General features: G+C 71.4%; 22 protein-coding genes and 1 pseudogene. 12 read left to right on the top strand and 11 right to left on the bottom strand.

The window, feature by feature from the left end:
• The first annotated feature begins 455 nt into the window (after positions 1 to 455).
• The gene (locus J7E93_RS34730) at positions 456 to 866 is read left to right on the top strand and encodes a hypothetical protein (protein WP_215074024.1); all 411 of its coding nucleotides are present in this window, start codon (positions 456 to 458) and stop codon (positions 864 to 866) included.
• 139 nt (positions 867 to 1,005) lie between these two features.
• Here the strand turns inward: J7E93_RS34730 and J7E93_RS34725 are convergent, their stop codons facing one another.
• From J7E93_RS34725 to J7E93_RS34710, 4 genes are all read right to left on the bottom strand, one after another.
• Positions 1,006 to 2,514 (bottom strand): glycoside hydrolase family 6 protein, encoded by a 1,509-nt coding sequence (locus tag J7E93_RS34725; RefSeq protein WP_215074023.1) that lies wholly within the window; start codon positions 2,512 to 2,514, stop codon positions 1,006 to 1,008.
• 125 nt (positions 2,515 to 2,639) lie between these two features.
• Positions 2,640 to 4,157, bottom strand: coding sequence for an SMI1/KNR4 family protein (locus tag J7E93_RS34720; protein WP_215074022.1), 1,518 nt, complete (start codon positions 4,155 to 4,157; stop codon positions 2,640 to 2,642).
• 337 nt (positions 4,158 to 4,494) lie between these two features.
• Complete coding sequence (locus J7E93_RS34715) at positions 4,495 to 5,142, bottom strand: SMI1/KNR4 family protein (RefSeq protein ID WP_215074021.1); 648 nt, start codon at positions 5,140 to 5,142, stop codon at positions 4,495 to 4,497.
• 213 nt (positions 5,143 to 5,355) lie between these two features.
• Positions 5,356 to 5,655 (bottom strand): hypothetical protein, encoded by a 300-nt coding sequence (locus J7E93_RS34710; protein WP_215074020.1) that lies wholly within the window; start codon positions 5,653 to 5,655, stop codon positions 5,356 to 5,358.
• A 170-nt stretch (positions 5,656 to 5,825) separates the two neighbouring features.
• Here J7E93_RS34710 and J7E93_RS34705 point away from each other — a divergent pair, with 170 nt between their 5' ends.
• A complete protein-coding gene (locus J7E93_RS34705) occupies positions 5,826 to 7,076 on the top strand; it encodes a phospholipase D-like domain-containing protein (protein ID WP_215074019.1) in 1,251 nt (416 codons plus the stop codon).
• A gap of 283 nt (positions 7,077 to 7,359) precedes the next feature.
• Here J7E93_RS34705 and J7E93_RS34700 read toward each other — a convergent pair whose 3' ends face one another.
• Positions 7,360 to 7,764, bottom strand: a complete 405-nt coding sequence (locus J7E93_RS34700) for a hypothetical protein (RefSeq protein ID WP_215074018.1) — start codon at positions 7,762 to 7,764, stop codon at positions 7,360 to 7,362.
• A 240-nt stretch (positions 7,765 to 8,004) separates the two neighbouring features.
• On the opposite strand from J7E93_RS34700, the gene J7E93_RS34695 reads away from it, so the two are divergent.
• On the top strand, positions 8,005 to 8,640 hold the full coding sequence (locus tag J7E93_RS34695; RefSeq protein ID WP_215074017.1) for a bifunctional 2-polyprenyl-6-hydroxyphenol methylase/3-demethylubiquinol 3-O-methyltransferase UbiG: 636 nt from the start codon (positions 8,005 to 8,007) through the stop codon (positions 8,638 to 8,640).
• A 175-nt stretch (positions 8,641 to 8,815) separates the two neighbouring features.
• Here the strand turns inward: J7E93_RS34695 and J7E93_RS34690 are convergent, their stop codons facing one another.
• Positions 8,816 to 9,379 carry a GNAT family N-acetyltransferase gene (locus tag J7E93_RS34690; protein ID WP_215074016.1) on the bottom strand — a complete coding sequence of 188 codons (564 nt, stop codon included), beginning with the start codon at positions 9,377 to 9,379 and terminating at the stop codon, positions 8,816 to 8,818.
• A 267-nt stretch (positions 9,380 to 9,646) separates the two neighbouring features.
• On the opposite strand from J7E93_RS34690, the gene J7E93_RS34685 reads away from it, so the two are divergent.
• From J7E93_RS34685 to J7E93_RS34665, 5 genes are all read left to right on the top strand, one after another.
• Positions 9,647 to 10,069: a lipocalin-like domain-containing protein gene (locus tag J7E93_RS34685; protein WP_215074015.1), complete on the top strand. Its 423-nt coding sequence runs from the start codon at positions 9,647 to 9,649 to the stop codon at positions 10,067 to 10,069.
• Between the two features lie 97 nt (positions 10,070 to 10,166).
• A complete protein-coding gene (locus tag J7E93_RS34680) occupies positions 10,167 to 11,054 on the top strand; it encodes a fumarylacetoacetate hydrolase family protein (protein WP_215074014.1) in 888 nt (295 codons plus the stop codon).
• Between the two features lie 124 nt (positions 11,055 to 11,178).
• Entirely contained in the window at positions 11,179 to 12,099 is a 921-nt protein-coding gene (locus J7E93_RS34675) for a VOC family protein (protein ID WP_215074013.1), read from the top strand.
• 19 nt (positions 12,100 to 12,118) lie between these two features.
• Complete coding sequence (locus tag J7E93_RS34670) at positions 12,119 to 13,822, top strand: bifunctional 3-(3-hydroxy-phenyl)propionate/3-hydroxycinnamic acid hydroxylase (protein WP_251067519.1); 1,704 nt, start codon at positions 12,119 to 12,121, stop codon at positions 13,820 to 13,822.
• Between the two features lie 233 nt (positions 13,823 to 14,055).
• The gene (locus J7E93_RS34665; RefSeq protein WP_215074012.1) at positions 14,056 to 15,369 is read left to right on the top strand and encodes a CdaR family transcriptional regulator; all 1,314 of its coding nucleotides are present in this window, start codon (positions 14,056 to 14,058) and stop codon (positions 15,367 to 15,369) included.
• Between the two features lie 492 nt (positions 15,370 to 15,861).
• Here J7E93_RS34665 and J7E93_RS34660 read toward each other — a convergent pair whose 3' ends face one another.
• The 4 genes from J7E93_RS34660 to J7E93_RS34645 form a co-directional block, all read right to left on the bottom strand.
• Entirely contained in the window at positions 15,862 to 16,773 is a 912-nt protein-coding gene (locus tag J7E93_RS34660; protein ID WP_215074011.1) for an alpha/beta fold hydrolase, read from the bottom strand.
• On the bottom strand, positions 16,770 to 17,363 hold the full coding sequence (locus J7E93_RS34655) for a TetR/AcrR family transcriptional regulator (protein WP_215074010.1): 594 nt from the start codon (positions 17,361 to 17,363) through the stop codon (positions 16,770 to 16,772). Before J7E93_RS34655 ends, J7E93_RS34660 begins: the two co-directional genes overlap by 4 nt.
• Positions 17,364 to 17,424: 61 nt before the next feature.
• Positions 17,425 to 18,402: an RNA polymerase subunit sigma-70 gene (locus J7E93_RS34650; RefSeq protein ID WP_215074009.1), complete on the bottom strand. Its 978-nt coding sequence runs from the start codon at positions 18,400 to 18,402 to the stop codon at positions 17,425 to 17,427.
• A 17-nt stretch (positions 18,403 to 18,419) separates the two neighbouring features.
• Positions 18,420 to 19,160, bottom strand: a complete 741-nt coding sequence (locus J7E93_RS34645) for an SDR family oxidoreductase (RefSeq protein ID WP_215074008.1) — start codon at positions 19,158 to 19,160, stop codon at positions 18,420 to 18,422.
• A 330-nt stretch (positions 19,161 to 19,490) separates the two neighbouring features.
• On the opposite strand from J7E93_RS34645, the gene J7E93_RS34640 reads away from it, so the two are divergent.
• Positions 19,491 to 20,744 (top strand): alginate lyase family protein, encoded by a 1,254-nt coding sequence (locus J7E93_RS34640; protein WP_215074007.1) that lies wholly within the window; start codon positions 19,491 to 19,493, stop codon positions 20,742 to 20,744.
• Positions 20,745 to 21,057: 313 nt separating this feature from the next.
• Positions 21,058 to 21,558: an excalibur calcium-binding protein gene (locus J7E93_RS34635; RefSeq protein ID WP_215074006.1), complete on the top strand. Its 501-nt coding sequence runs from the start codon at positions 21,058 to 21,060 to the stop codon at positions 21,556 to 21,558.
• Between the two features lie 55 nt (positions 21,559 to 21,613).
• Here the strand turns inward: J7E93_RS34635 and J7E93_RS34630 are convergent, their stop codons facing one another.
• Entirely contained in the window at positions 21,614 to 22,231 is a 618-nt protein-coding gene (locus tag J7E93_RS34630) for a TOPRIM nucleotidyl transferase/hydrolase domain-containing protein (RefSeq protein ID WP_215074005.1), read from the bottom strand.
• A gap of 190 nt (positions 22,232 to 22,421) precedes the next feature.
• On the opposite strand from J7E93_RS34630, the gene J7E93_RS34625 reads away from it, so the two are divergent.
• Positions 22,422 to 24,437 carry a serine/threonine-protein kinase gene (locus J7E93_RS34625; RefSeq protein WP_215074004.1) on the top strand — a complete coding sequence of 672 codons (2,016 nt, stop codon included), beginning with the start codon at positions 22,422 to 22,424 and terminating at the stop codon, positions 24,435 to 24,437.
• A gap of 127 nt (positions 24,438 to 24,564) precedes the next feature.
• Positions 24,565 to 25,409 (top strand): annotated as a pseudogene (locus J7E93_RS34620) (hypothetical protein); the annotation flags it as partial.

Here is a 25,409-nt window from a genome sequence, read left to right as displayed (position 1 = left end):
GTGTGATGGCGGGCGAGAACCGGGACCTGGGGGTACGGGGCGGGAGTGGAGGCGATCCTCGGCGCGAGCCGGCGGCCCCCGCGTACCCGGACCCGACGGTCGGCGGTGGTGACGGACGGGCCCGCACCGAGGGTGGGGGAGACCGGTCCGGGGCCGCACCGGCCCCCGGTGTCGGCCACCCCGCACCGGCCCCCGGCGTCGGCCACCCCGCACCGCCCGCGCCCGCACCGCCCGTGCCCGCACCGCCTGTGCCCGTGCCCCCGCCGTCACCCGCACCACCGGTCCCGGGGGTCGCCGGCCCCCCGGACCCCGGGGTCACCAGCAGTCGGGCGACACCGCTGTCCACGTCACCCTTGTCCGCCACACCGTCCGAGGACCCCGGCGCCACGGGCCGGAACGACGGGAGCCGTACGAACGCTCCCGCCGCGACCCCCGCCGCACCGCGCGGACGGTGCATGACGGATTCGGCCACGCACGACGGCCACACCCCCGCGTCCGGCCGCGAGCCGGGCCACGCGGGCCGCGGTGACCCTCACGGGGACGGCGCGCGTCACGCGCCTGATCCCGACGGAAACGGTCCGCCCGAGCTGCTGCTCGGCGCCTCCGACCGCGACCGTCTCGGACAGCGCCTGCACCACGCGCTCGCCGGATTCGTCGACTCGCCGCGCGACTCGGTCGCCGAGGCGGCCGAGGTGCTGGACGAGGTGGAGAAGCAGCTCATCGCCTCCCTCCAGGACCGCAGCAGCACACTGCGGGCGGGCTGGCAGGGGAAGGGCGCATCGAGCGGCCGAGGCGTCGACACCGAGCACCTCCGGCTCACCCTGCGGACCTACCGTGAGGTGACGGAACGCCTGCTCGGCACATGACTCCGGCGCCCCTTCCGCCGGCGTGACCGAGGCCCCCGTGGGATCACCACGGGGGCCTCGGTCACGAGTCACGCCGGTGAGACCTCACGGCATCTGGGCGCTCTCCTCCGCCGTGGGAAGAGGGCCCGCAGGAGGTGGCTCAGCGACCGTCGATGAGCCGCTCGGCGAGGTCGGGGGAGAAGGATCCGGCCGGCGGGGAGCCCGCCGGGCACTCGGCGGAGTCACCGTCGGAGTCACCCGGATTCTTGATCCACAGGAGGTACTCGGCGCCACCTGTGCCGGCCCGGGAGGTCACGCCCAGCTTGCGGCCCGCGGGGTTGCAGAAGCCCACGTGCCCGCTGCTGGGATCGCCGGGGATCACATAGGCGCCGTTGCCGTTCCGGGCGGTGTCCACGACCCACCGGGCATCGACACCGAAGTCGGTCCTGAGCTGGGCGGCCAGCTTGTTGCCGTACTGGTTGGAGATGTCCGTGGAGTCGAAGTTCGAGACGCCGATGGAGACTCCGCGGGCCATCGAGACGCCGGAGCGGTTGAGCAGGTAGGCCATCCGCTGCAGGCCGATGCCGCCGTTGCCGCTGAGGTCCTGCCCCAGGGTCCAGGTGGCGTTGCCCCCGTCGAGGTAGGTCCGAACGTAGGTGCCCTGCGCCTGGAGGTGTTGGTTGGCGTACCAGAGCATGTCGAAGCGGGCCTCGAGCGCCTCGCCCGAGATGCACCCCGGGTCGGAGGACTGGGCGACCGCGTCGGGCTCCAGGATCACGAGGGCCGGGCGACGCTCGATGCCCTGCGCGAAGGCGTCGATCCACTGCTTGTAACGGTCGGCGTCCGCGGAACCGCCCGAGGAGGCGCCGCCGCAGTCGCGGCCGGGGATGTCGTACGCGACGAGCACGGGCAGTTTGCCCTGGGCCGCGGCCGCGCCCACGTACTTGCTCACCTCGGCCTGGATGCCGGTCGTGGCGTCGCCGTCGGCGTCCCAGTTGCCGAACCACTTCACGGTGTTGTGGTCGGCGATGGCCGCCTTGATCTTCGCGGCGCGGGGGTCCGTCGTGCCCTGCACCCACTTCATCGCGGTGTTGGCGGGGTCGGTGTAGAAGCCCTCGCGCGCCGTCGAGGTGGTCAGCGAGACGTTGTCCAGGTCGATGTCCGTTCTGACGGCCTGGCCGCCGACCTGGAAGTCGATGTGGCCGTCGTCCGAGCCGAGTTGGGAGGTGAACGTCCAGCTGAACCGCTTGGCGGTGGTGGTCAGGTCGAGGACGTTCGCCAGCGTGGTCGGATACGGGTCCGTCCCCAGCTGTACCGTCGACTTGATCTGTGTGTCCCTGGAGGCCTTGGCGTCGAAGGACAGGGTGTAGGTGACGCCTTGGCGCAGCTTGATGCCGTTCTGCCCCACGACCGTGCGGTACCACTGACCGACCTGCTCCTTGGGGGCCGGTTCGACCGCCGCCCGCAGCATGCCGTCGACGGAGTTGACGGAGACGCCGGGGGTCCCCCACCAGTAGTCGGTCGTGGTGGAGAAGGCGCCGTTACGGGCCAGTTCGCCGTACACGGCCTGCTCCGGGGCTGCCTCGGCGGCCGGGGCAGGCACGGTGAGAAGGGCCCCCACGAGCGCGGGCAGGGCAAGGGCGGTGAATGCTATGGGGAGGTGTCTCATACTCGGCTTTCTCGATCGCACCGCATGTGTCGGCGCATGGTGGGGGGTGAGGGAGTCACAGCAGTCGTACGGTCCGCCGCGCGCCGGAAGCGGAGAGCTCTTCCGGCCGTCGGCGAACAGCAGCCCTAGCGCTCTTCGAGCTCGGCCAGCACCAACGTTCCCGCTCCCGGGAACGTGAGCCGCTTCAGCGGGTGCCGGTACGGCCAGTCCTCCGCGCGGTGGAAACAGATGTCAGCGGGGACCGGGACTTCACGCAGGTCCACGCCGTGGCTGCCCGGCGGGAGTTCGGCGGCGGCGGTCAGGAGCGGATCGGCGGAACCTGCCCACTCCTCGACCGGGACCGGGCGGGGCCATGCCTCGCCGGTGTTGGGGAACAGCCAGTGCGCCTCCGGCCGCCACCCGGCGCCCGACCGTTCCCGGTCCGCGGCCTGCCGGGCCAGCCGCGCATACGTCAGGAGCAGGTCGGGGAGGGACTCGGCGATCAGCGTGAGGTCGGGGAACTCCCGCAGCGTGTCAGGCGTGGACATCACCGACACCGCGCACCCCCACGCTCCCGTGGCCGGGTCGAGCCGTATCTGCGCGAGCGCCGTGTACGGCCCGTAGCCGACCTGGGCGAGTGGCCAGTACGTACCGTCGCCACCGAGCATGGCGTGGGTCTCCGGGGCCACTTCATGCTCCTTCGCGCCGGGCAGCAGGAGCAGGTCGGGCAGCCCGCTGATCCGGACGGCGCCGATCTCTCGGAGCACCCCTCGCACGTCGGCCGGGACCGGCACCGGCCAGCGGTCCATCTCATCGTCCGGGCAGCCAGGGGCCAACGCCACCCGATCGGGGAATTCGACGGCCAGCGCCCGAAGTCGGGTGACCGCCTGCGCCGCCGCGTCGGCCGGCACGGTGTGCCGGCGGACGGGCCGGCCCAGGAAGTCTCCGCTGACCACGCTGCGGAGCAGCAGGAGGCGGCCACCGCCCGAGATGGCCGCCTCGACCTCGCTGCTACCGGTGTCTGCCGTGTTGAACTCCAGCGAGTAGTACGGCTCCCAGGACACGCGGCACGGATAGCCGGGCAGCGCCGCCAGGTCCACCACGTCCGTCAGCTGGTCACCGCGGCCGACGAGCGCGGCGAGTTCGGAGTCGGGGCCCTCGGCCACCGCCACGCTGGGCACGGCGGCCACGGAGGACGTCACGGTCGCGCCGAATCCGCCCGCTCCGGAGGGCGGGAGGCCGGCGAGCCCGGACAGCCAGTCGGTGAACGTCGGCGCCAGGACCCACACTTCGCCGTCCTCGCCGAACGACGCGGCGAGCACCGGCCCCCAGTCGGCACGGCCCGCGCCATCGACGCCGACGATCACCCGCAGGTCGTCATCGCGGCGTTCGCCCAGCTCCCAATAGCCGTCACGGAAGGCACGGGAGGCGTACTCGGCGGCCGGCCCGTAGCGGTACACGTCGCCCCTGGGCCCCTCCGGACCACCGATGACGACGCCGCCGGTCTCCAGCAGCACCCGGCGGACGGCGGTCGGCAATGCGACCGGCCACGCATCGAGTTCGTCCGCGGTGAAGGGGCCGGCCGGCCGCACCGTACCGCTCGCCCGCAGAGCGGCCAGGGCCTCGTCGGCCCGTGCCATGGCCTTCGCCTCGTCCTCGACCACTGTCCTTCTCCTCCACCCCGTTCGGATCATGCCCGGCGAGGGTCGGCTGGGCCGACCCCGAGTCCGCCCCCTGCGGGTCCGGGGCGACAAGGCGTACTCCCCATGCGCGAACCGTACCTGCCTGCTTCGGCGCGCGGAATCCGCTGCACGATACCGGAACCGGCCGATCAGGCCGGCCACCGCAAACGCCGGGGAACGGCCGGTGGGCGGCCTCCAAGTTTCGACCGTGAGGACTGCCGGCCCGGCACGCGGTCGTCCTCATCGCCGCGATCAGCGGATGGCTGTGACCCGCCGGAAGTGACAGCCAAGTGTTGACCGGTACGGCCGGATCCGGTGCTCACAGCGATGCTTCGTACGCCTCGCGGATGGGTCCAGGGATGCGCCCGTGATCGTTGATGAGGTAGCCGTTCGCGCGGGCCCAGAGGCGTGTCGCCTCGTCCTTCGGAGTGCGACCCGGCCTGCGACGCCAGGCGGTCTCCCCTGCCTTGCCGGGGGAGACCCCTTCCAGCTGGTCCGCCACATCGTGAAAGAAGGCGAACAACGAGGTGTATTGGCCCTCTGAGGGGGAGGACCCCTCGGTCCATGATCCGACGCTTCCGGTGCGCGTGTTCAGAAACTTCCCGTAGAGGCCGTCTCTTTCGGCGGAGATCGGTACCCACTCCCGGCGCCAGGACGGGTGCTCAGGGTCTTCGGACGGTTCCATCTCCTCCATGGCCGTCTTGTGGAGGTAGACGCGCTCGATGTCCGTGAGACCGAGAAGGAGTCCCCCGCTGGGGATGACTCCCTGGCACCGCAGCGCCACCAGACACGATCGGACATCAGGTTGCCTGTCGGCATCGATGTCGTTCGCCAGAAGCCACTGCCGCATCTCCCATGGCAGTTCGAGGCCCATGCGCGTTTCAGCTTCGCTGATGGTCGTTGAGTTCCCCGGGCCGCCGAGGGCGGCGAAAACGTGAGGGGCGTGCTGCTCGAACCACGCGGTCACCCGGCCCCACGCCTGTCGTACGTCTCCTGCCTCGTGCATCGGCATTTCGCTCACGTGCGAACCCCAACTCGGCCGAATGCGAACCAACATGGAGTAGGCCCCGTCCGCGTTGCCGGCCCGGGGGACCGCCGCCCGGGCTCCCGGGGCGGAGGAAGATGCGATTGCTGATCACCCATGGGCAGACCGTACGCCGGGCCGCTGACATTGCACGCCCTAGTCGTCCTCGTCCTCGAAGCTCCAGCGGAAGTCGACGTGTGCGGTGGGAGCAACCTGACGCACGGTGTCGTGAGACCCCTGCTCGATGTGGTCGGCCCAGCGGCCGAAACCGGACACGATGATCGGGTAGTCGCTCCCGGCGAAGACACGGCCCGCCTCCGTCTCCTCGGTCACCATCACGTCTCTCTCGAGATCGTGCTGGGTGAGGAACGCGGTCAGTGCCTCGGCGACACGCGCCGTCTCTTCTCCCGGCTGCAAACCGGAGACGTTGAGGCTGAGGCCAACAGATATCGACATGCGCCCAAGGTACTGACCACCACTGACATCCGACGGTCAGTGAGGCGCGGCAGCCACGCGCCCAGCTCGGCTGATGCCGAGCCAGGCGTGCTCCACCGCCGGTCAGGGTTTGTGCAGCATCGGCAAACGCTAGGGTCGTGGCCTCAACTAGTGATCATCGAGGGGGATTCATGCCTTCCAGTATCCGCAGACGCGTGTACGCGGCCGGGATAGCACTGACGCTGGCGGCGGGCGTGCTCGGTTCCGCGCAGAGCGCCACCGCAGAGGAGGTCGCTCCGGCAGAGGTCGCCGCCGTGCCCGCGATGGGGCCGTTGTTCAACGACCCGACCTCCACCGACCCGGACCGGCAGAACGCCATCAAGAACCGCGTGCGCGAGTTCATCGCCGCCGCCGACACCGGTTCGACCATCCGGATGGCGATGTACCACCTGTGGGACAACGTCGTTGCCCAGGACCTGTCGAACGCCCACACCGCCCGCGGGGTCAACGTTCAGGTCGTCCTCGACGAGACGACCGTCAGTGACCCCGCCGGGAACCCGGACTCGTACAACACGCTCAAGGCAGCGCTCGGGACGGACATCACCAAGAGTTCGTACGTGACCACGTGCGCGAAGGGCCGATCGTGCCTGGGGTCGAGCACCAGCGGGATCAACCACAACAAGTTCCTGCTGTTCAGCAGCATCGGCGGCGGTGCGGTGACCCAGACGGTGCTGCAGATGTCGTCGAACCTGACGCCGTCCAACTACTCCCGCTACTGGAACAGCTCGGTCGCCTTCGCGGGCAACTCCACGCTGTACTCGGCCTACAGCTCGTACTTCGCCAAGCTGGCGAAGCAGGACCGGGCCAACTGGGACTACACCTACGCCGGCGCCGGTGACTACAAGGTGTACTTCTTCCCGCGCGCCGGGACCACGGACGACACCGACACCGTCGTCAACGCCCTCGACAACGTGGGCTGCACCTGGAGCGACTCCACAGGAACCCACCGCACCGCGATCCGCGTGGCGATGCTGAAGATCACCCGCCAAGCGGTCGCCGACAAGCTTCGGGCGCTGGCGGCGGCCGGGTGCACGGTCGACATCGTGTACAGCGAGTCCGACAGCGGTACGTGGAACGCCCTGCACGGCCAGACCCGGCTCACCACGCGCTGTTACCAGCACGACCACGACGGCGACGCCGCCACCCCGAACCGCATCGTGCACTCCAAGAACATGATGATCGACGGGATGTACGCGGGGGCACAGGAGAAGCTGGTGTTCACCGGCAGCCACAACTGGAGCGGTCCGGCACTGCGCGACAACGACGAGGCGATGCTGCGGATCACGACGCCTTCGGTGTACGACGCGTTCCTGGCCAACTTCGGCCAGGCACGGACCGCGGCCTACCCGGGCACGTCGGACGACACGGCCGCCTGCCGCTGACGCGTAGCCGCGAAGAGAGCGGGCCGGCACGAGGGTTCGGCGGGGACGCGGCGCGTAGTGCGTCACGGCGGTGGCCGGGTCGGCGAGCTCACCGTTCCTGAACCCGGCGACCTCACCCCTTGGGGCCGGGCCCGGCGTCCGCCTCGGCGGCGCCGGCCCGGCCTCTGTCGCCGGTGAGCGTCGAGAGAGTCCGACGCGCGGTACCCAGGAGGTAGGCAGCAGGTGGCCCCTGGCGCACACGGAGACGTGGCTCGTGGGGGAGGGGACCCGTTGAGACGGTGGTCTATCCGGCCGCCATGTCGGGACCGGGCAGGAGCGTGTCGTCCACGTGGTAGCCCAGCTCGCGCAGGCCCCGGGCCACGGACACCGCGCGCCGGTGCAGCTCGGCCCGTTCGGGTGACGGCCGGGTCTTCTCCGTCGGACCGGCCTCGGGCGAGGGAGGGGGCGGGGTCGCGTCCTGGACCGCGTCCCACGCCGCCCGGGCGACCTCCTCCGCCAGCCGGTCGTCGATCCGGCCGCGCTCCCGCCATCGGGCCAGGTCCGCCACGGCGGACCGGCCGCGGTCGGCGTCGGCCGCTTCCCCTCGCTCGGCTGCCGCGGCGGCGCGGCCGAGGTGGTCGCCGATGGCCCGTCGGGCCTCGCGGACGTCGGCCGATTCAGCCGGGCTGTGTTCCGGTTCTGCCGTCATGGAACGCAACGTAACCCCGTCCCCGCCCGCACCGCCCGCGCGACGCGCATGTCATCACGTTCTCCATCACGCGCCTGCGCGGTCGCATCGGTGGCCCCCTTCGCCAACCCCCCCGGGTTTGCGGAATCGGCAAAGTCGCTTCCCGCTCGCGGGGTCGGTCGTGCAGCCTTCCTCCAGCGGCGCCCGCACCACCGGGGCGCCTCGCAGAGCAGAAGAACACGCGCGACACTGGAGGCACACATGACCGGCACGCCCGCGACCGACCTGCCCGCCGAGTTCTGGGAGGACCGCTACCGGAACTCCGACCGTGTGTGGAGCGGCCGCCCGAACGAACTGCTCGTCAGGGAGGTGACCGGCCTCGCGCCTGGTACCGCCCTGGACCTGGGGTGCGGGGAGGGCGGCGACGCGGTCTGGCTGGCCGCGGCCGGCTGGCGAGTGACCGGCGTGGACATCTCGGCCACCGCGCTGGAGCGCGCAGCCCGGCACGCCGCCGAGGCCGGCGTCGGTCAGCGTGTCTCCTGGGAGCGCCACGAACTGGGCCGGTCCTTCCCCGAGGGCACCTTCGACCTGGTGAGCGCGCACTACCTGCAGTCGCCGGTGGAGCTCGACCAGCAGGGCGTCCTGCGCCGCGCCGCCGACGCCGTCGCGCACCACGGCACCCTTCTCATCGCCATGCACGCGGCTTGGCCGTCCTGGATGACGGAGCCGCCCTTCCCGGCCGACTTCCCCACCCTGGACGGCCTGCTGACCGAACTCGCCCTGCCCGAGGGGGAGTGGACCGTCGAGACCGGCGAGACGGTCCGCAGAACGAGCGTCTCCCCCGAGGGCCTCGACGGCTTCCGCGAGGACAACGTGTGGCGCCTGCGACGGAACTAGCCGGCGGCTGAGCGCCACCCTCCGCCGGGAGCCGCCGTCGCGTTGCCCCCTGCCCGGCTGCGTCCTGCCCCGTGGCGCTGTTCAGCGGCGTCCACTGTCGTCGTCGACCACCGCGGTGGCACCACACGTCACCGCGGTGGCGCCCCACCTTGAGCGACTGCGCAGCCCCGCCCGATCAATTCGCCGACGGGAGGGCGGAGGCCGTGCGCATCGGGGCGGGGATCCGGTACAGCACACACGGCCGAAGCGGTCCTTCGGGCACGCTCGGATCCTTGAAGTCGTCGGCCGGGTCGCGGGTCATGCCGATCCGGCGCATCACCGCCTGGGAACGAAGGTTGTCGACCGTGGTCGACGCGACCACTTCCGGCAGGCCGAGGGTCTCGAAGCCGAAAGCCAGGCAGGCCAGGGCGGCCTCGGTGGCGTAGCCGTGACCCCACGCCGAACGCTTCAGTCGCCAACCGATGTCCACCCCCGCGAACGGCATGTCCTCGCCCACCTCGTCCAAGCCGACGCGGCCGATGAACTCGCCGCTCTCCCGTGCCTCCAGCGCCCACCACCCGAAGCCTCGCTGATCGAACACGGCCTGCATGCCTGCCACCGCGGCATCGCACCGCTCCCGTGTCAGCAGCTCACCCAGGTGTTCTCGGACTTCCGGATCGGCGTTCATCGCCGCCCACGGCTCGAGGTCGGACTCCCGCCAGCGGCGGAGCAGAAGACGATCGGTTCGCAGCTCTGGCATGCCGCCCAGCCAACCCGATCGAGATCCGGCTGTCGATCGGTCATGTCGAGCCCTGCCCCACACGGTCCGTGCCCCTGTCGCCGATATGCGCCGTCACCCCAAAGGAAGAGCCGATATTTGGTCCCCGGGGCCGAGAGTCGCATCGGGGTGCGCGGGTTGGCTTGAGCGTGTGGTCGGCGATGCCGGTCACACGGTCCGGCCGGACGGACAGTGCCCCGTCCTCCGACCGCGACCGTCGCGGCCGGCCCTACGTGAGGAACGTGTGAGGTGCTTGTGGACGAGCTGATCGGCGCCTGGGCCCTTGAGGACTTCTCGGCCGCACGCGACGGAGTCACCACCCACCCACTCGGCGACCGGCCCGGCGGGCTGCTGCTGTACACCGCCGACGGCTGGATGAGCGCCCTGCTGACGCCCGACCCGGAAACCCGGACCGATGGGACCTCTGCGGAGGGCGCGCCCGGCGGGACCGTTGCATATGCCGGGCGGTGGTCGCGCACCGCGGGCGGGGTGGTGCTCCATCACGTCTGGTCCAGTCACTACGCGCCGTGGGTCGGGGCGACGCTGGAGCGCGGGGTCCACCTGCGGCCGGGTGCGCGGGAGCTGGAGCTGACAGCCGTCACCACGCGCGGTTCCCGCTGGCTCCTGCGATGGCGACGGGCCGCGTCGACAGACCGACCACAGCCCTCATGACCCGACAGCCGAATCGGCCGGGACCACGGACGTCGGAGCGCCGTCCGGTTCCCTCACCGGTTTCTTGATCTTTTCTTCGATGTGGAGGTGGTGCGTCATGCGCACAGCCAATGTCAACGGTCGTCTGATGCTCGTTCTCGGCGACGGCGTGGTGGACGTGGAGAAAGCCAGTGAGGGGCTGTTTCCGTCCGACCCGCAAGCCGTCTTCGACCGCTGGCCGGAGTTCCGTGCCTGGTCGGCGTCGGCGGCCGCGGCCGGTCACCAGAGCGTCCCGTTCGACGCGCGGGACCTGGGCGCTCCCGTACCGCGTCCCCGGCAGGTCTTCGCCGTCGGCCTGAACTACTCCGATCATGTGGAGGAGTCGGCGCTCGACACTCCTGCTCGGCCCTCCGTCTTCACCAAGTACCCCACGTCTCTCGCCGGTCCCCACGACACGATCGAGCTGCCCAGCACGCTCGTGGACTGGGAAGTGGAGCTGGTGGCGGTCATCGGCGCCAAGGCGCACCACGTGGCGGCCGCGGACGCGTGGCAGTACATCGCGGGGCTCACCGCCGGACAGGACCTGTCCGAGCGGCGCGTCCAACTGGACGGTCCAGCACCCCAGTTCGCGCTCGGCAAGTCCTTCCCCGGGTTCAGCCCGACCGGTCCGGTCATGGTCACCCCGGACGAGTTCGCGAACCCCGACGACCTCGCCCTCGGCTGCGCGGTGGGCGGCGAGACGATGCAGGAGTCCCGTACCAGCCGGATGATCTTCCCGCTCGCCGAGCAGATCGCCTGGATCTCAGGGATCTGCCCGATGCTGCCCGGCGACCTGCTCTTCACCGGCACCCCCGCCGGCGTGGGCGGCGCCCGTGATCCGCGCCGATTCCTCGCCCCCGGCGAGGAACTGCACAGCTGGATCGAGAACATCGGCGAACTCCGCAACCCCTTGATCGCCGGCTCGGACCACCCGGACGGCCCTCACGGCCGCCACGCACACCCGTGACCGCTCGGATGGCCCTCACGGCCGCCGCGCACCTGTGACCGCTCGGACGGCGCTCGGCCTGCCACCCCGGCCCCAGGCCAACCGAAACATTCCCTCCCCCCAACACCGTCCTGAGGAGCCCGCCATGGCCCTGCACCGTCTCGCCCGCATCACCATGGGCGTCCCAGACGTCGACGCGACCGCGGCCTACTACGCCGACTTCGGCCTCACCGACCTCGGCCATGGGCGCTTCGCCTCCACCGACGGCGGCGAACAGCTGAAGATCGTCCACGCGAGCCGCCGCCGCCTGGACGAACTCGTCGTAGGTGCCGACGATCCGGATGATCTGGGCCGGATCGGCGCCGCCCTGAACCGGCTGGAGACCCCCTTCGTCCGCGACGCACACTCGTTGCGGGCCGTGGACCCGGGGACCCAGGTCACCGTCACCGTCGAGGTCCAGCCCCGCATCGTCCAGGCCGCGCCCGCACCCGTGCCGTACAACGCGCCCGGTCGCGCCGAACGCCCCGACGTACGCGCCCCCGGCGTGCTCCGGGAGGGCGCGGTCCGCCCGCGTCGACTGGGCCACGTGGTCCTGGGGTCGACGCATCAGGAGGCGTCGCAGCGGTTCTTCACCGAGGGCCTCGGCTTCAAGGTGAGCGACCTGGTGCCCGGTGCGGCCTTCCTGCGCTGCTCGACCGACCACCACAACGTCCTCGTCCAGAAGGCCCCCATCGCCTTCCTGCACCATTCTTCCTGGCAGGTGGACGACGTGGACGAGGTTGGCCGTGGCGCGACCCGGATGCTGGAAGGCCACCCCGAGCGGCATGTGTGGGGGCTGGGCCGCCACCACCTGGGCTCCAACTTCTTCTGGTACCTCAAGGATCCGGCCGGCAACTTCTCCGAGTACTTCGCCGACATGGACTGCATCGTCGACGATCAACTGTGGACCCCCCGCGTGTGGGAGGACGTCCGCGCGCTCTACAGCTGGGGCCCGCCCGTACCGCCGTCCTTCCTCCAGCCCGACGATCTCGCCGCGCTGATGACCGGCGCCCACGACGCGAGCTGACCGGAGAACGAGGACAGCCATGCAGAACGACAACGACAACGACAACGACACGTCTACGGGCATCGGCAACGACATGAGTACAAGCACGGCCAACGACACACGTATGGGCATGAAGGACGAGTACGACGTGCTGGTCGTCGGCGCGGGGCCCGTCGGGCTCACCACCGCCATCCAGCTGGCCCTGCGCGGCCGGCACGTCGGCGTGGTGGAGCGCTGGCCGCAGCCCTACCCGCTGCCCCGCGCGGTGGTCTTCGACCACGAGATCGCCCGCATACTCGCCTCGCTCGGGCTGGCCGACGCCCTGCCGACCCTCAGCGAGCCCGCCGAGGACTACGAGTGGCGCAACGGCAAGGGCGAGACCCTGCTGCGCCTCGCCTTCGACGACACCAGCCACTCCGGCTGGCCGTTCATGAACATCTTCACCCAACCCCGTCTCGAAGCCGTGCTGGAGGAACGTGCACGCGCCGTGCCCGGCATCGACGTCCTGCGCGGCTGGGAGGCGGTCGACCTCACCGAGAGCACGACATCTGTCCGGCTGACCGTGGCTGAGAGCGCCGGTGACCGGCCGAGGGTCACCGACGGCGTCCGGCGGCACCGCACGGTTCGTGCGGCCTACGTCATCGGCTGTGACGGCGCGAACAGCTTCGTACGCTCCCGCATGGGCACGGCGATGACGGACCTGGGATTCCAGTACGACTGGCTCGTTCTCGACGTCATCCCGAACGACCAGGACCGCGTGTGGTCCCCCCGCAACCTCCAGCTCTGCGATCCGGCGCGGCCGAGCACGGTGGTCTCCGGCGGCCCGGGCCGTCGACGGTGGGAGTTCATGCGGCTGCCCGGCGAAACGGTCGCCGAACTCAACAGGGCCGAAACGGCATGGAAGCTGCTCGCACCCTGGGGCCTGCACCCCGGCAACGCCACGCTCGAACGCCACACCGTCTACACCTTCCAGGCACGCTGGGCGGACACCTGGCGCGAGGGACGGCTCCTGATCGCCGGAGACGCCGCCCACCAGATGCCCCCGTTCGCCGGCCAGGGCATGTGCTCGGGCATCCGGGACGCCGCCAACCTCACGTGGAAGCTCGACCTCGTCCTGTCCGGCCATGCCGACGAGACGCTGCTGGACACCTACACCACCGAACGCTCCCAGCACCTCCAGCACGCCATCGAACTCTCCGTACACCTGGGCCGGATCATCTGCGAACCGGACCCCGCCGCAGCCGCCGAGCGCGACGCACAGATGCTCGCCGACCAGGCGGCCCGCCGTGACCCCCTGGCAGGAATGCCACCCCACACACTCACCGGCGGATTCCTCGTACGCCACGCCGACGGCTCTCCCGCCACGCCCGCGGGTGAACTCGGCCGCCAGGGCAGGGTGCGTTTCCGTGGCCGTACAGGGCTGTTCGATCAGGTGGTGGGCACGGGCGCCGCCCTCGTGGCGGTCGAGGACCCGCGTCCTGTGCTCGACCGTGCCACCGTCGCATGGTGCGAGCGGCTGGGCGTGCGTTTCCTGCGGCTCACCGACGACCCTGCGGCCGATGGTCCGTTCGATGTCATGGACGTCGACGGCACCTACCTCGGCCACCTGGCATGCGCGGGGGAGCGGGCCCTGCTGCTGCGCCCCGACCATTACGTGTTCGGCGCGGCGGCCCGCATGGAGGACGTAGCCGCCCTGCTGACCGCCTTCCGCGAGGGCCTCACGGCCGCCTCGCCCGCCCGTTGAGCCGGCCAGAGCCGTCGCTTGTCGCTCCCGCCTCGTCCCAGGAGGACGTACGCGAGGACGTAGGACGAGGACGTACGACGAGGACGTACGACGACGCGTCGTTCCCCCCGCTGCCGCGTCTCACCTCCGACGAGGTGATCACCCGGCTGTAGTAAGACGGGGCGCGGGGTGCGCGCCGCCCGCCGGGGCGCACGCGCATCCGCTGACCACCCCATCGCCGGAGGGAACGGCCCATGACTCACCAGTGGCTCCTGCAGCTCGAGCCGGACCCCGACCGGTCGGTGGACCCGGCGATGCCGCCGGCTGCCGTCGCCGACGCGGTGGATCAGCTGGGCATGGGCCCGGTCCAGTGGGCGGTGCAGACTGCCGACACCGCCGCGAGGGACATCCTCCGGCAGGTCCCGGAGCACGGCGGCGGCCAGGGCCCCGTGGCCACCCTGCGGCGGTCGACCGAGTCCGCCGTCCTGGCGGCCCTGCGTCTGCTGGTGTCGGATCCACCAGGCGACATCTCCGCCCTGACCGACGAAACACTCGACGGATGCCGCGAGTTTGCCCGGCGCGGTATCCCTCTGGACCAAGTGCTACGGGGCGTACGGCTGGGACATGGCCGGCTGGCCCACGACCTCGCGGCGGCGATCGACCGACACGTCCCATCCGACCAGCGCCTGGCGGAGCTGCGCCGGGTCAACGACCTGCTGTTCGTCTACGCCGACAGCCACGCGAGCATGATGGCCGAGGAGTACATCGCCGAACGCGACCGCTGGCGCGGCAGCGACGAAGCCGCCCGCCGTGCGATCGTCGACGACGTGCTCGCCGGCCGGCCGGTGGACCCGCAGGCCGCGACGCGCCGTCTCCACTACGACATCTCCCGCACCCACCTCGCCGCGGTCCTGTGGTGCGACGACACCGGCGGCAGCCTGTCCACGGCGGAGCGACTGCACAGAACGGCGGTGGCGATGACGCGCACCATGTCAGCGACGGGCATGCTGCTCATCGCAGCCGACAACACGAGCGCCTGGGCCTGGTTCACCCTCACGGACGAGGACGCCTCCGGCCGGACAGAGCACCTGCGGGACAGCCTCGACCGGCAGCGAAACGTGCGAGCGGCCCTGGGCCCGCCCGCCTCCGGCCCGCAGGGAATGCGCCGCAGCCACCTGGGGGCCCTTCAGGCGCAGCGCATCGCACACCACTCGGGTCAGCGGCTGTGTGACTACCGTGAAGTCCGACTGGTGGCACTGGCGACGGCAGACCCCGAACACGCCCACTGGTTCGTCCAGGACGTGCTCGGCCCGCTCGCCTCAGGAGGAGACAGAGTGCGGGAACTGCGGGAGACCCTGCGCGTCTATCTCGCCGAGGAACGCAGTCTGCGCACGGCAGCCGACCGCCTGCACGTGGCCCGCAACACCATCACGTACCGGGTGAAACGCGCCGAGGAACTGCTGCCCGCCCCCACGACGGCGGGCAACTCCCTCGAATTGCGCGTGGCACTGGAGATCGCCCAGCAGCTCCCCTGCCGACGACCTGCGCGAGAAGTCACCGAGAGGTGATGGCCGGGGACCTGGGACCTGGGGCCTGGCGGTGCAGGCGACGCAGGCGGCGCCGGCTTCCTGACCATGGCGCTGGCCGTTCCCCAGGCCTTCAAGGAGGCGGACGGGGCGAAGATCTTCGCCGCCGGTTACGCGCTGGTGACCGCCGTCCATGCAGGGCTCTTCCCCCGCACCAGCAGTGCGGCGGCCAGCCGGGCCATCACCAGGCTCGCCCCCTTCAACCTCACCGGCGCGGCGCTCCTCTGTCACCCCCTGGAGCACGCGTCGACAGCAGGGGCGCTGTACGTCGCCGCTGGAGTCGCCCTCTACCTTGTGCGGACACGCGCTGTTCCGCGGGACTCTCCATCTCGGCGCCCCCTGGCTACGCCTGACCACCTCCGCGGCGGTGCTGGCCACCGTAGCCATCGGGGTTTACGGCGCGGCACTGGCTCAACTGGGTGCCGCCCTCCTCCTGCTGGCGCCCTGCGCCGTCCTCGACCGGTGAGTCACCTCCTAGGCACGGAAGGCCTTCCGAACAAGTTCGCCGAACGTGTCGGGGTGCGTGGTCGAGCCGGTGTGCCCCCCGGGGAAGTGGAGGAGTTCCATGCCGAGACGCTCGGCCAGGAAGGCGGCCGGGCGATAGGGAACCTCACCGCGCGAGTCCTGGCCGCAGGCGAGGACGAGCCGGTCCGACAGCATCTCAAGCCGGTGGATGTCCGGGGCATAGGCCATGAAGCGCGGCACGATGCGCCCGATGAAGTACGGCAGGTTGGCCATGGTCCGCTCGGCCCGTGCCGCTGCCTGCGGCGGAAGCGTGATCTCGGCCTTCGGCTCGGTGGTGCGACTGTCCTGGGTGTCGCCGTCCTCAAGGTCGCCGGCCTGCGTGTCGCCGTCTTGGGTGTCACCCTCCCTGAGGTCGCCGTCCTTCTTCAGGCCGGCAGCGAACACGGCCATCGCCGGCATGAGCCCCTCTGCGTCGAACGTCTCCTGTACGCGTGCGAGGAGCGCGCGATGTGTGCGGGCGTCCGGCAGGACCTCCACCAGCGGCGGCTCGTGCGCCACGAGGCGTTCGATGCGTTCGGGATGGGCGGTGAGCAGGTGCACGGCGGCGATGGCGCCCGAACTGGTGCCGAACACCCGGGCCGGCTCACCGGGCGACAGCAGCTCCAGCATCCGAAAGGCGTCATCGGCGTGCTCGGCCACATGCTGCTCGGCCTCGGGGTCGTCGAGCGTGCTTCGGGACATCCCGCGCGGGTCGTAGGTCGCGACGGTGTACTCGGCGGCGAGGTCGTCGGCGATGCCGTCGAAGGAGGCCGCGCCTCCCGCCCCTCCGGGGATCAGCAGCAGGAGCGGGCCGCGGCCACGCACTTCGTAGTGCAGGGTCGCGCCGTTCACGCGCAGGCTGCCGGTGGTCGGGCCGGTCATGCGGGTTCTCCTTCTCGGGACCGGGGCCAGTGCTCCAGGAGGGTGTGCAAGGCGTCGAGGGCGCGGACCCAGGAGTGCTGCGGCGAACGCGCGTGTGCGAACCCTCCCGCGGCCTCCAGGGCGACGAACCCGTGGAACGTGCTGCGCAGCAAACGGACCGCGTCGGTCAGGTCGGGCTCGGCCAGTCCGTAGTCGCGCAGCATGCCGTAGGTCAGCTCGACCGCGCGCCGTGGTCCGGGCGCCCGTGCGGCCAGCTCCGGGTCGATCGGGATCGGGGTCTGCGTCGCCATGTAGCGGCCCGGGTGCTGGTGGGCGTACTCCCGCCAGGCGTTGGCGAACGCTACCAGCGCGTCCTTGCCCGCCCGCCCGGCGGTCGCCTCCGCGATACGGATGGTCTTCTCGTCCGCCGCCAGCAGCGCGATCCGTCCGCGCAGATCCTCCAGACCGCGCACGTGCGTGTAGAGGCTCGCGTCCTTCACGCCGAGCCGCCGCGCGACCTGCGCCATGGTCAGCTGATCGAGCCCGGCCTCGTCCGCCAGCTCGGCGCCCGCGATCGTCACCCGCTCCGCCGTCAACCCCGCCCGCGCCATGCGCCCTCCTCACTGCCTAGGAGCCCTAGTTATAACCTAGGGCTCCTAGGTTCGCAAGGCGTCAGAGGGCGAACGTCCGTACCAGGGAGGGGTCGTTGAAGGCCGCGATGCGGGTGATGCTGTCTCCGGCCATGGTGAGGACCTGGACGCCGTAGGCCTCGTACCGGCCGTCGTCCGCGTGGCGGTGGGCGACGGCGGCGGGCTGGCCGTTGGCCCGAGTGGGCACCAACCGCCATAGGTCCCTGCGCAGCACCCGATCGCCCAGGAACCCGACCACGGCCTGTCGGCCGGTGAACCAGGTCGGGGTCGGCGGCATCTCGAGCGCGACATCGGCCCGCAGCAGGTTCACCAGCGCTCCGGCGTCGGCCCGGGTGAACGCGTCGACGTAAGCGTCGAGGAGGGCTCGTTCGCTCCGCTCGTCCGGCTCGGGCAGGTCGTCCGCGACCGGCCCGGCCTCGGCGAGGCGGGCTCGGGCACGGCGGAGCGTGCTGTCGACGGCCGCCGTCGTCGTGTCCAGCATCTCGGCGACCTCGGCGGTCCGGAAGGCCAGCACATCACGCAGCGTCAGCACGGCTCTCTGTCGGGCGGGAAGGAACTGAAGTGCGGCGATGAAGGCGAGCCGCACTCCCGTCCTCCCGGCCACGACCGCCGCCGGATCGTCGGCGCCCAGCAGGGCGTCGGGCGCCGGCTGGAGCCACGCCACCGATGGCTCCCTGGGTGCCACCGTCACCCGGTGATCGTCCGAAGCGGCGCCCAGGCCCGACGGAAGCGGCCGCCGGGAACGCGCTTCCAGGGCGGTCAGGCAGGCCCTGGTGGCGATCGTGTACAGCCACCGTCGCACCGACGAACGCCCCTCGAACCGCCCGAACGCACGCCACGCGCGCAGGTAGGTCTCCTGCACCAGGTCTTCGGCGTCATGGATCGAACCGAGGATCCGGTAGCAGTGCGCGAGCAGTTCGGGCCGGAACCGCTCGGTCGCGGCGGAGAATTCGGCATCCGTGGGCATCGCGGTTTCTCCCGAGGGTGCGGTGCGGTTCATGGTACGGGGGCCGCCGCTCAGCCGACCGGGCCCAGACCGCTGCTGCCGACCCGGTATTCCGGGGCGCTCTCGGGGTTCCCGGCGAGTTCCACAACGGCCATGGCGACCTGCTCCGCGGTGAGGACGGGGCCCCGGCCCTTGACGAAGGTGTCAAGGTCCACGCCTTGGAGTGCGGCGTAGCCCGCCGCCGCGACCGAGCCGACGCCGCCGGCCGGGGTCATGTTGGGCAGCAGGGTGACGAACCGGATGCCGAGGCCGGCCCGCTCCGACTCGTCGGCCGCGTACCGCTGGATGTACCGGACGGCGGCCTTGGCGCTGGCGTATCCGCCACTGAGCGGAGACCCGCCCAGCACGGCCCCGCTGGACATGGAGATGACCACGCTTCCCGGCGTCAGCGGCTCGCGCAGGGCCGCTCGGGTCCAGGTGAAGACGTGCCGGGTGTCGGTGTGCCAGTTGCGGCTGAAGGTGTCCCAGGTCTGCTCGTGCACCGGCGCCATGTGCGGGGTGGCGCCGGCGTTGAGGACGAGCAGACCGGGGCGATGCCGACGGACCACGTCCTGCGCGAGTCCTTCGTCGGTGGCATCAGCGGCGAAGGGGATGAAGCCCTCGCCGAGTTCGTCGTGTGCGGCGCGCAGGCCTTGCTCGTCGCGGGCGATGCCGATGACACGGGTGCCCGTGGCGACGAGCGCGGCGGCGATTGCGCGCCCGAAGCCCCGGCCGGCACCGGTGACGACGGCGGTGGGGAAGTGAGCGGACATCGGATGCTCCAGGGTGGTTGGCGACTTCGGTCTGCATCAAGACCAGCCTTCGGAGCAGAATCCGTCGCCGTGGCCGACATCGCGGTGTGTGATTCAGGTCACAGTGCAGCCGCTTCGTGTCCGGTGTGGCCGAAAGGGTGCGATCGCCGGGGTTCCGAGAAGTCCGGCGGGAGGGATCCGTCGCCGCCGTGCTTTCTTCACGGCGTGAATCCAGTGTCTTGACGTGTCCATGAATAGCCCCTACCTTCCTCATCCAGCGCGTTCACAAAGAAATCCACCGTTCATACACATGAACATGCAGGCCCCCACACCCGTCGGAAGGCAACCCCCATGCGCACCGGAACCACGGCCAGAGGCAACCCGCGCAGACCGGCCACGTTCGTGCTCTGCCTCTCCACAGCTGCCGCCGGGCTTCTCGCGGCGACCCTCATGCCGCCCGCCTCGGCGGGCGAGCCCACCGCCCCACCCCAGCCGGCCGCCGTCGCCGCGCCCGCGTCCTTCACCCACCCCGGCGTTCTCGTCAGCCGACCCCAACTCGACTTCGTCAAGGCGAAGGTGGGGGCCGGCGCTCAACCGTGGAAGCCCGCCTACGACCAGATGATGGCCAGCAAGTACGCCTCCCTCTCCCGCGTCCCCAAGCCGCGCGCGGTCGTCGAGTGCGGCTCGTACTCGAACCCCAACCTCGGCTGCACCGACGAGCGTGAGGACGCGATCGCGGCCTACACCACGGCCCTGGCCTGGTACATCACGGGCGACAGCCGGTACGCCAAGAAGTCGATCGAGCTGATGGACGCCTGGTCTGCCGTCATCAAGGACCACACCAACAGCAACGCGCCACTGCAGACCGGTTGGGCCGGCTCCAGCTGGCCTCGGGCCGCCGAGATCATCAAGTACACCTACTCGGGAGGCTGGCCGAACTCCGGCCGGTTCGGGACCATGCTGCGCGACGTCTACCTCCCAGAGGTCGCGAACGGCTCCCATTCCAACGGCAATTGGGAGCTCAGCATGACCGAGGCCGCGATCGGCATCGCGGTCTTCCTCGAAGACCGCACCGCCTACGACCGGGCAGTCGCCAAGTTCCGCGGCCGCGTGCCCGCGTACATCTATCTGACCAGCGACGGCAGTCTGCCGAAGACGGCACCCGGCTCGGGTCTGGACACACGTGACGAGATCGTCCGCTACTGGCAGGGTCAGTCGACGTTCGCCTGGAACGGACTGAGCCAAGAGACCTGCCGCGACCTGACCCACGCGGGCTACGGCTTCTCCGCCATCTCCCACATAGCGGAAACCAGCCGTATCCAGGGCCAGGACCTCTACCCGGAGATCGCCGACCGGCTGCGGCACACGCTCGGACTGCACTCCAAATACCAGCTGGGCGCCGAGCCGGTACCGTCCAACCTCTGCGGCGGAGCCCTCAAGGACAAGCTCGGTCCGATCACCGAAGTCGCCATGAACGCCCTCGCCAACCGCATGGGCCACACCATGACCAACACCCAGCGCCTGACGGAGCAACAGCGCCCGGCGGGCACCAACAACCTCTTCGTCGCGTGGGAGACACTCACCCACGCAGGCAACCCGAACTGACGAGGGTCGGTACGGCGGCGGACCGTTCACGTGACCACACGCGTGGACGGTCCGCCTTCGCGTTCCTCCGGACGTCCGCGGTCGTCAGGGCGGGCTCCTCCGGCTCGGGGGCCCGAGGTCGGTGCCTGTCCTCGCGTGACAGAGGGAACGGCGTGGCCGGGAGCGGTACGCCGACGATGTCGCTCGCGATGCGCGCCCCGCCGGCCGCCGCTGCCATGCCCCGTGCTTCGTTCGGCGTAGCGTCACGCGGCATCCGGTATGCCCCGTCCGTATGGTCGGAGGGAAGCGTGCGTAAGGCTCCAAGGAGGCATACGTGAACCGTCGTACCGCTCTAGCGGGCATAACCCTGGCTGCCGCGTCCATCCTGCCGGCAGCTCAGGCGGCGCAGGCCCAGCAGGACCTGGACTGCCGGGACTTCACCTACCAAGAGGACGCCCAGGCCGAGTTCAACCGGGATCCGAGTGACCCGCACCGACTCGATGAAGACCAGGGACCCGACGATGGCATCGCCTGCGAGGCACTGCCGAGCCGTCCCACCGTCACCAATCAGCCCGTCGTCCCGCCGGCCCGTCCTACGGCCACCATGGCTCCCCCGACCATGGCTCCCCCGACCACGGCTCCTACGGCCACCGTGGCTCCCCCGACCACCATGACGCCCCCGCCCACGACCCCGACTGCACTGCCCTCCTTCGGAGTGAAGGGCGGCCTGGGTGGAACGTCCGGCCCCGGCCGGCTGGAGGTGTACGCCGGCCTCGGCCTCGCCCTCTGTGCGGCGGCAGGCGTCGCTTACCGCCTGGCCCACCGCCGGCGTTGAGCAGCGGCGGCGGGGGTTCAGAGCTGAGGTCCTGACGCTGTCGTGCGTCGGTCGGTCACAGGCTCGCGAGGAGATCGTCCAGCGGGGCCGGTACCTGTTCCGGGGCAAGGGCCTCGACGAGGAGGTGGCCGTAGCGGATCTTGCGGCCCTTCTTCGTGCCGAGGAAGCGCCGCAACTGCTGCTGCCGGGGCCGGCCGTGCTGTGCGGGCTGGCGCAGGAAGGTCTGCCAGGCCCGGAGGTCACCTTCTTCGCGGACGATCTCCTCGACTCCCGCTGTGCCCAGCGCGCGGATGAGCTCGTCCTCCAAGTCCGACACGCACACGAAAAAGCCCCGCTGCGGCGCCCCCGCCCGCTTCAGGCCGCGGTCGTAGAAGCCCCACTCGCCCTCGTCGCACAGCCCCGCTAGGCGCAGGCCGAGGCCTGGCGGCCCGAGGAGGCCGGCGTAGCGGCCGATGTTCATCGCCCCGCCCATCGCCACGACGCACACTCCCTCGGCGTCGAGCTCCCGGCCACGCCGTGCGGTCAGCGCCTCCACGGCCGCGAGGTCACTCAGTCCTTCCAGCAGCACCACCGTCCGCACCCCCAGGCGCACAGCCAGATCACTCGCCGCCCCGCCGGAACCGCCATTCGCCCAGCCACTCACGGCGTCCCTGAACCCCCGCATGTCCATCATGGAGCGAGTGTGCACGTCCACCGACGGGCAGGGCACGGAATTTAACGCGACGGCTCCACTCGACGTGCCGACTCCCTCGGCACCCGGACAGTCATCACCCTCATGATCCGACCCACTCGCGGTCGGACCGCTGATCCCAACTTCCCTCAGCGGCCCGCCCTTTGACGGACTTCCGCATACGATCCGAGTCATGGAGCCGATGATTGCCCCCCTGCCGAGCAGTGCGCCCGCGCAGCTCGGCGCCTACCGGATCCTGGGGATTCTCGGGTCCGGAGGCATGGGGACGGTCTACCTCGCCCGCCGCCGCGGGCGACCGGTGGCTCTCAAGACCCTCCGGCCCGAGCTCCTCCGCGACACAGGGCTCCGGGAACGGTTCGCCCGCGAGGTCGCGGCAGCGGCGGCCGTGCGCAGCCCCTTCGTGGCCGCCGTGATCGACTCCTCGCCTGCGGACGGAGTGCCTTGGCTGGCCTCGGAGTTCGTGCCCGGGCCGACCCTCTCCGATGCCGTACTGCGCCACGGCCCACTGCCGGTGCCGGCCGTGTGCGTCCTGGCCGGTGCGCTCGGCCGCGCACTGACGGCCCTGAGCGAGGCCGGCGTCGTGCACCGCGATCTCAAGCCGTCGAATCTCATCCTGGGCCCCGACCGCCCCCGTGTCGTCGACTTCGGTATCGCCCGCGTGACAGGCGACGCCACCTTGACCGCCACCGGACAGCGCCCCGGGACACCCGGCTACATGTCGCCCGAGCAGGTCGTCAAGGGGGCTCTGGGGCCGGAGAGCGACGTGTTCTGCCTCGGTGCGCTGCTCGTGTTCGCCGTGACCGGCCGACACGTCTTCTTCGACGGCGATCCGGCCGGCGCGGACTTCCGGATCGCCTATGAGGACCCAGACCTCGCCGATGTGCCCGGCACCCTCGTGTCCGTCGTACGTGGCTGTCTGGAGAAGCGGCCGGCCGACCGGCCCACCGCAGCGGAGGTCACCCAGGAGCTCGACCCGCGGGGCACGGCCCTGCGTGGCGCCGCACAGTGGCTCCCGCCCGCGGTGATCGCCGACGGGGCGGAGTTGGGGCGGGCAGCCGCCGCTCTGGGAGCCGGCCCGCGGCTGCCGGGCCGGCGGCGACTGCTCATGGGCGCCGGCGCGGCAGTGATCCTCGGCGGAACCGGCATCGCCGCGCTCGTCCGCCCCACAGGGGAGAACAGCCCCGACCGGAGACCTTCCCCCCGCTGGAGCGGTGCCCCCGGTATGGTGCCGCAGCCGCTCTGGTCCTACGAAGGCGCTGCGGCGAAGCCGTACTACGGGCCGGGCGAGGCCGACGGGCGGGTGTACTTCGCGGGCAGTGACGGCAGGCTCACCGCCCATGACCCGGTCTCGGGTGAAAGGCTCTGGCAGGGGCCGGTGGTCCGCGACATCCTCGGTGGTCGCCATCCGGTGGCACTGGACCCGGCCGGTGCGGTCCTGTTCCTGGATGCCGGCAGCGGAAAGGTGAGCCGACACGTCCCGGCCGATGCCGCCGCCCTGCTCACCGCCGACAACGACCATGTGTACGTACTCGACAGCGCGGGCCGCATCCGCGCACTGAAACGGGCCGACGGCGCGCCGCGCTGGCAGCGCCCGCTGCCCGTACCGGGCGCACGCGGCGCGGCCGCCGGTCACGGGCTGCTGGTCCTCACCTCCGCCGCAGGGGAGGTGGCCGCACTGTCCGCCGCTGACGGCGCCCGCGTATGGCGGCACACTCAGGACACGAGAGCACATCGGCCGGCCGTCTCGGCGGGCGCCGTCGTCGTGGGCGGCGGCCCGACCCTCACCTGCCTCGCGCCGGCGGACGGCCGCCCGTTGTGGACCCTGCCCGCCGACGACCGGGCCGGCTTCGGTGAACCCACCGTGGTGGGCGACAGAGTGTATGTGGTGGACGGCAGCCAGCTCCGAGCCATCGACGCGGTGACCGGCAAGCCCGCCTGGACCGTGCTGGCGGGCGGCGAACTCGCTCCTGCAGGGCCGTTGGCCTCCGGTTCCGGCGTCTACGCGCCTCTGCGCAATCCGGAGCTCGGCATCCTCGCGGTGCACACCGGCCGGGCGGCCGAGCAGTACATGTTCGCCCCGGCCCTCGCGCAGGACGTCCCTTCCGACGCACCCTGGCGGGGAGTGATCGTGAGGGGCAGTGTGGTCTGGCAACGCGCCACGGCCGTACGCGCCCTGCCGGGCATGTGACCGGTCCTCGACAGAGACCGGGAGGGGGAGGGGGATCGATGGGACGGGACAGACGGCAGGAGAACAGATGGGAGGGGGACGGATGAGAGGGGGACGGATGGAAGGGAGACAGTCGGGAGGGGGAGGCATGATCGAGGGGTTACTTCCCGAGGACCCGGCCGCCATCGGACCGTACCGATTACTGGCCCGCTGGCCGGGGCCCCGGCAAGGACTGTCCGACGCCAGCATGTTCCTCGGTCGCGGCCGGGACCACACGCACACGGTGATCTGCCTTCTGCCCCCCGCCGCGTACCAGGCGGCGGCCGTTCTGCGCCGTAGCCCCGTGCCGGGAGTACCGGCCGTGCTGGACCTGCGGACCGGCACCGACCTGTCCTGGGTGTCCCTCGCTCACACCCCCGCCGTAGCGCTCTCCGACGTGACGCGGCCCGCCCCGGCGGCCGAACTCCTTTCCCTGGGCCAGGCGGTGAGGCTGACCGGCGCGGTCGCCGGCACCCTGGCCGGCTTGCACGCCCTGGGCGTCAGCTACGGCGCGGTGGCCCCCGACGGCGTCTGGCTCACCACCGGCGGCCCGCTGCTGCTGGCCCTGCACGCCTGCCGTACGCCGCGGGGAACTGCGGTGAGCCGAGGCGGTCGGCCGGGTCGCGCCGCACGGAGCGGGGTGCTTGAGACGGACGGCCGCGTGTCGATGGTGGCCCCCTCCTTCATGGCTCCCGAAGTGGCCGTCGGGGGACCGCCCTCCGCGGCCGCCGACGTCTACGCCCTGGCGGTGCTGATGATCCACACGGCCACCGGACGGCTCCCGTTCGGCGAGGGCCCGCCACCCGTCCTCGCCTACCGCGCCGCCCACGGCCGACCCGAACTGCACGGCCTGAACGGCGAGCTGGGCGAGGCCGTCGCCGCGGCGCTGGCACCCGCACCGGCCGACCGCCCCACCGCCGCCGAACTGTCCCGTGCGGCGGCCCGGTGGGAAGG

It is taken from the genome of Streptomyces sp. ISL-36 (assembly GCF_018614205.1).
GTDB lineage: Bacteria > Actinomycetota > Actinomycetes > Streptomycetales > Streptomycetaceae > Streptomyces.
Note: the sequence above shows the minus strand (reverse complement) of the source record. Positions and strands in the feature narration are given on the sequence as shown.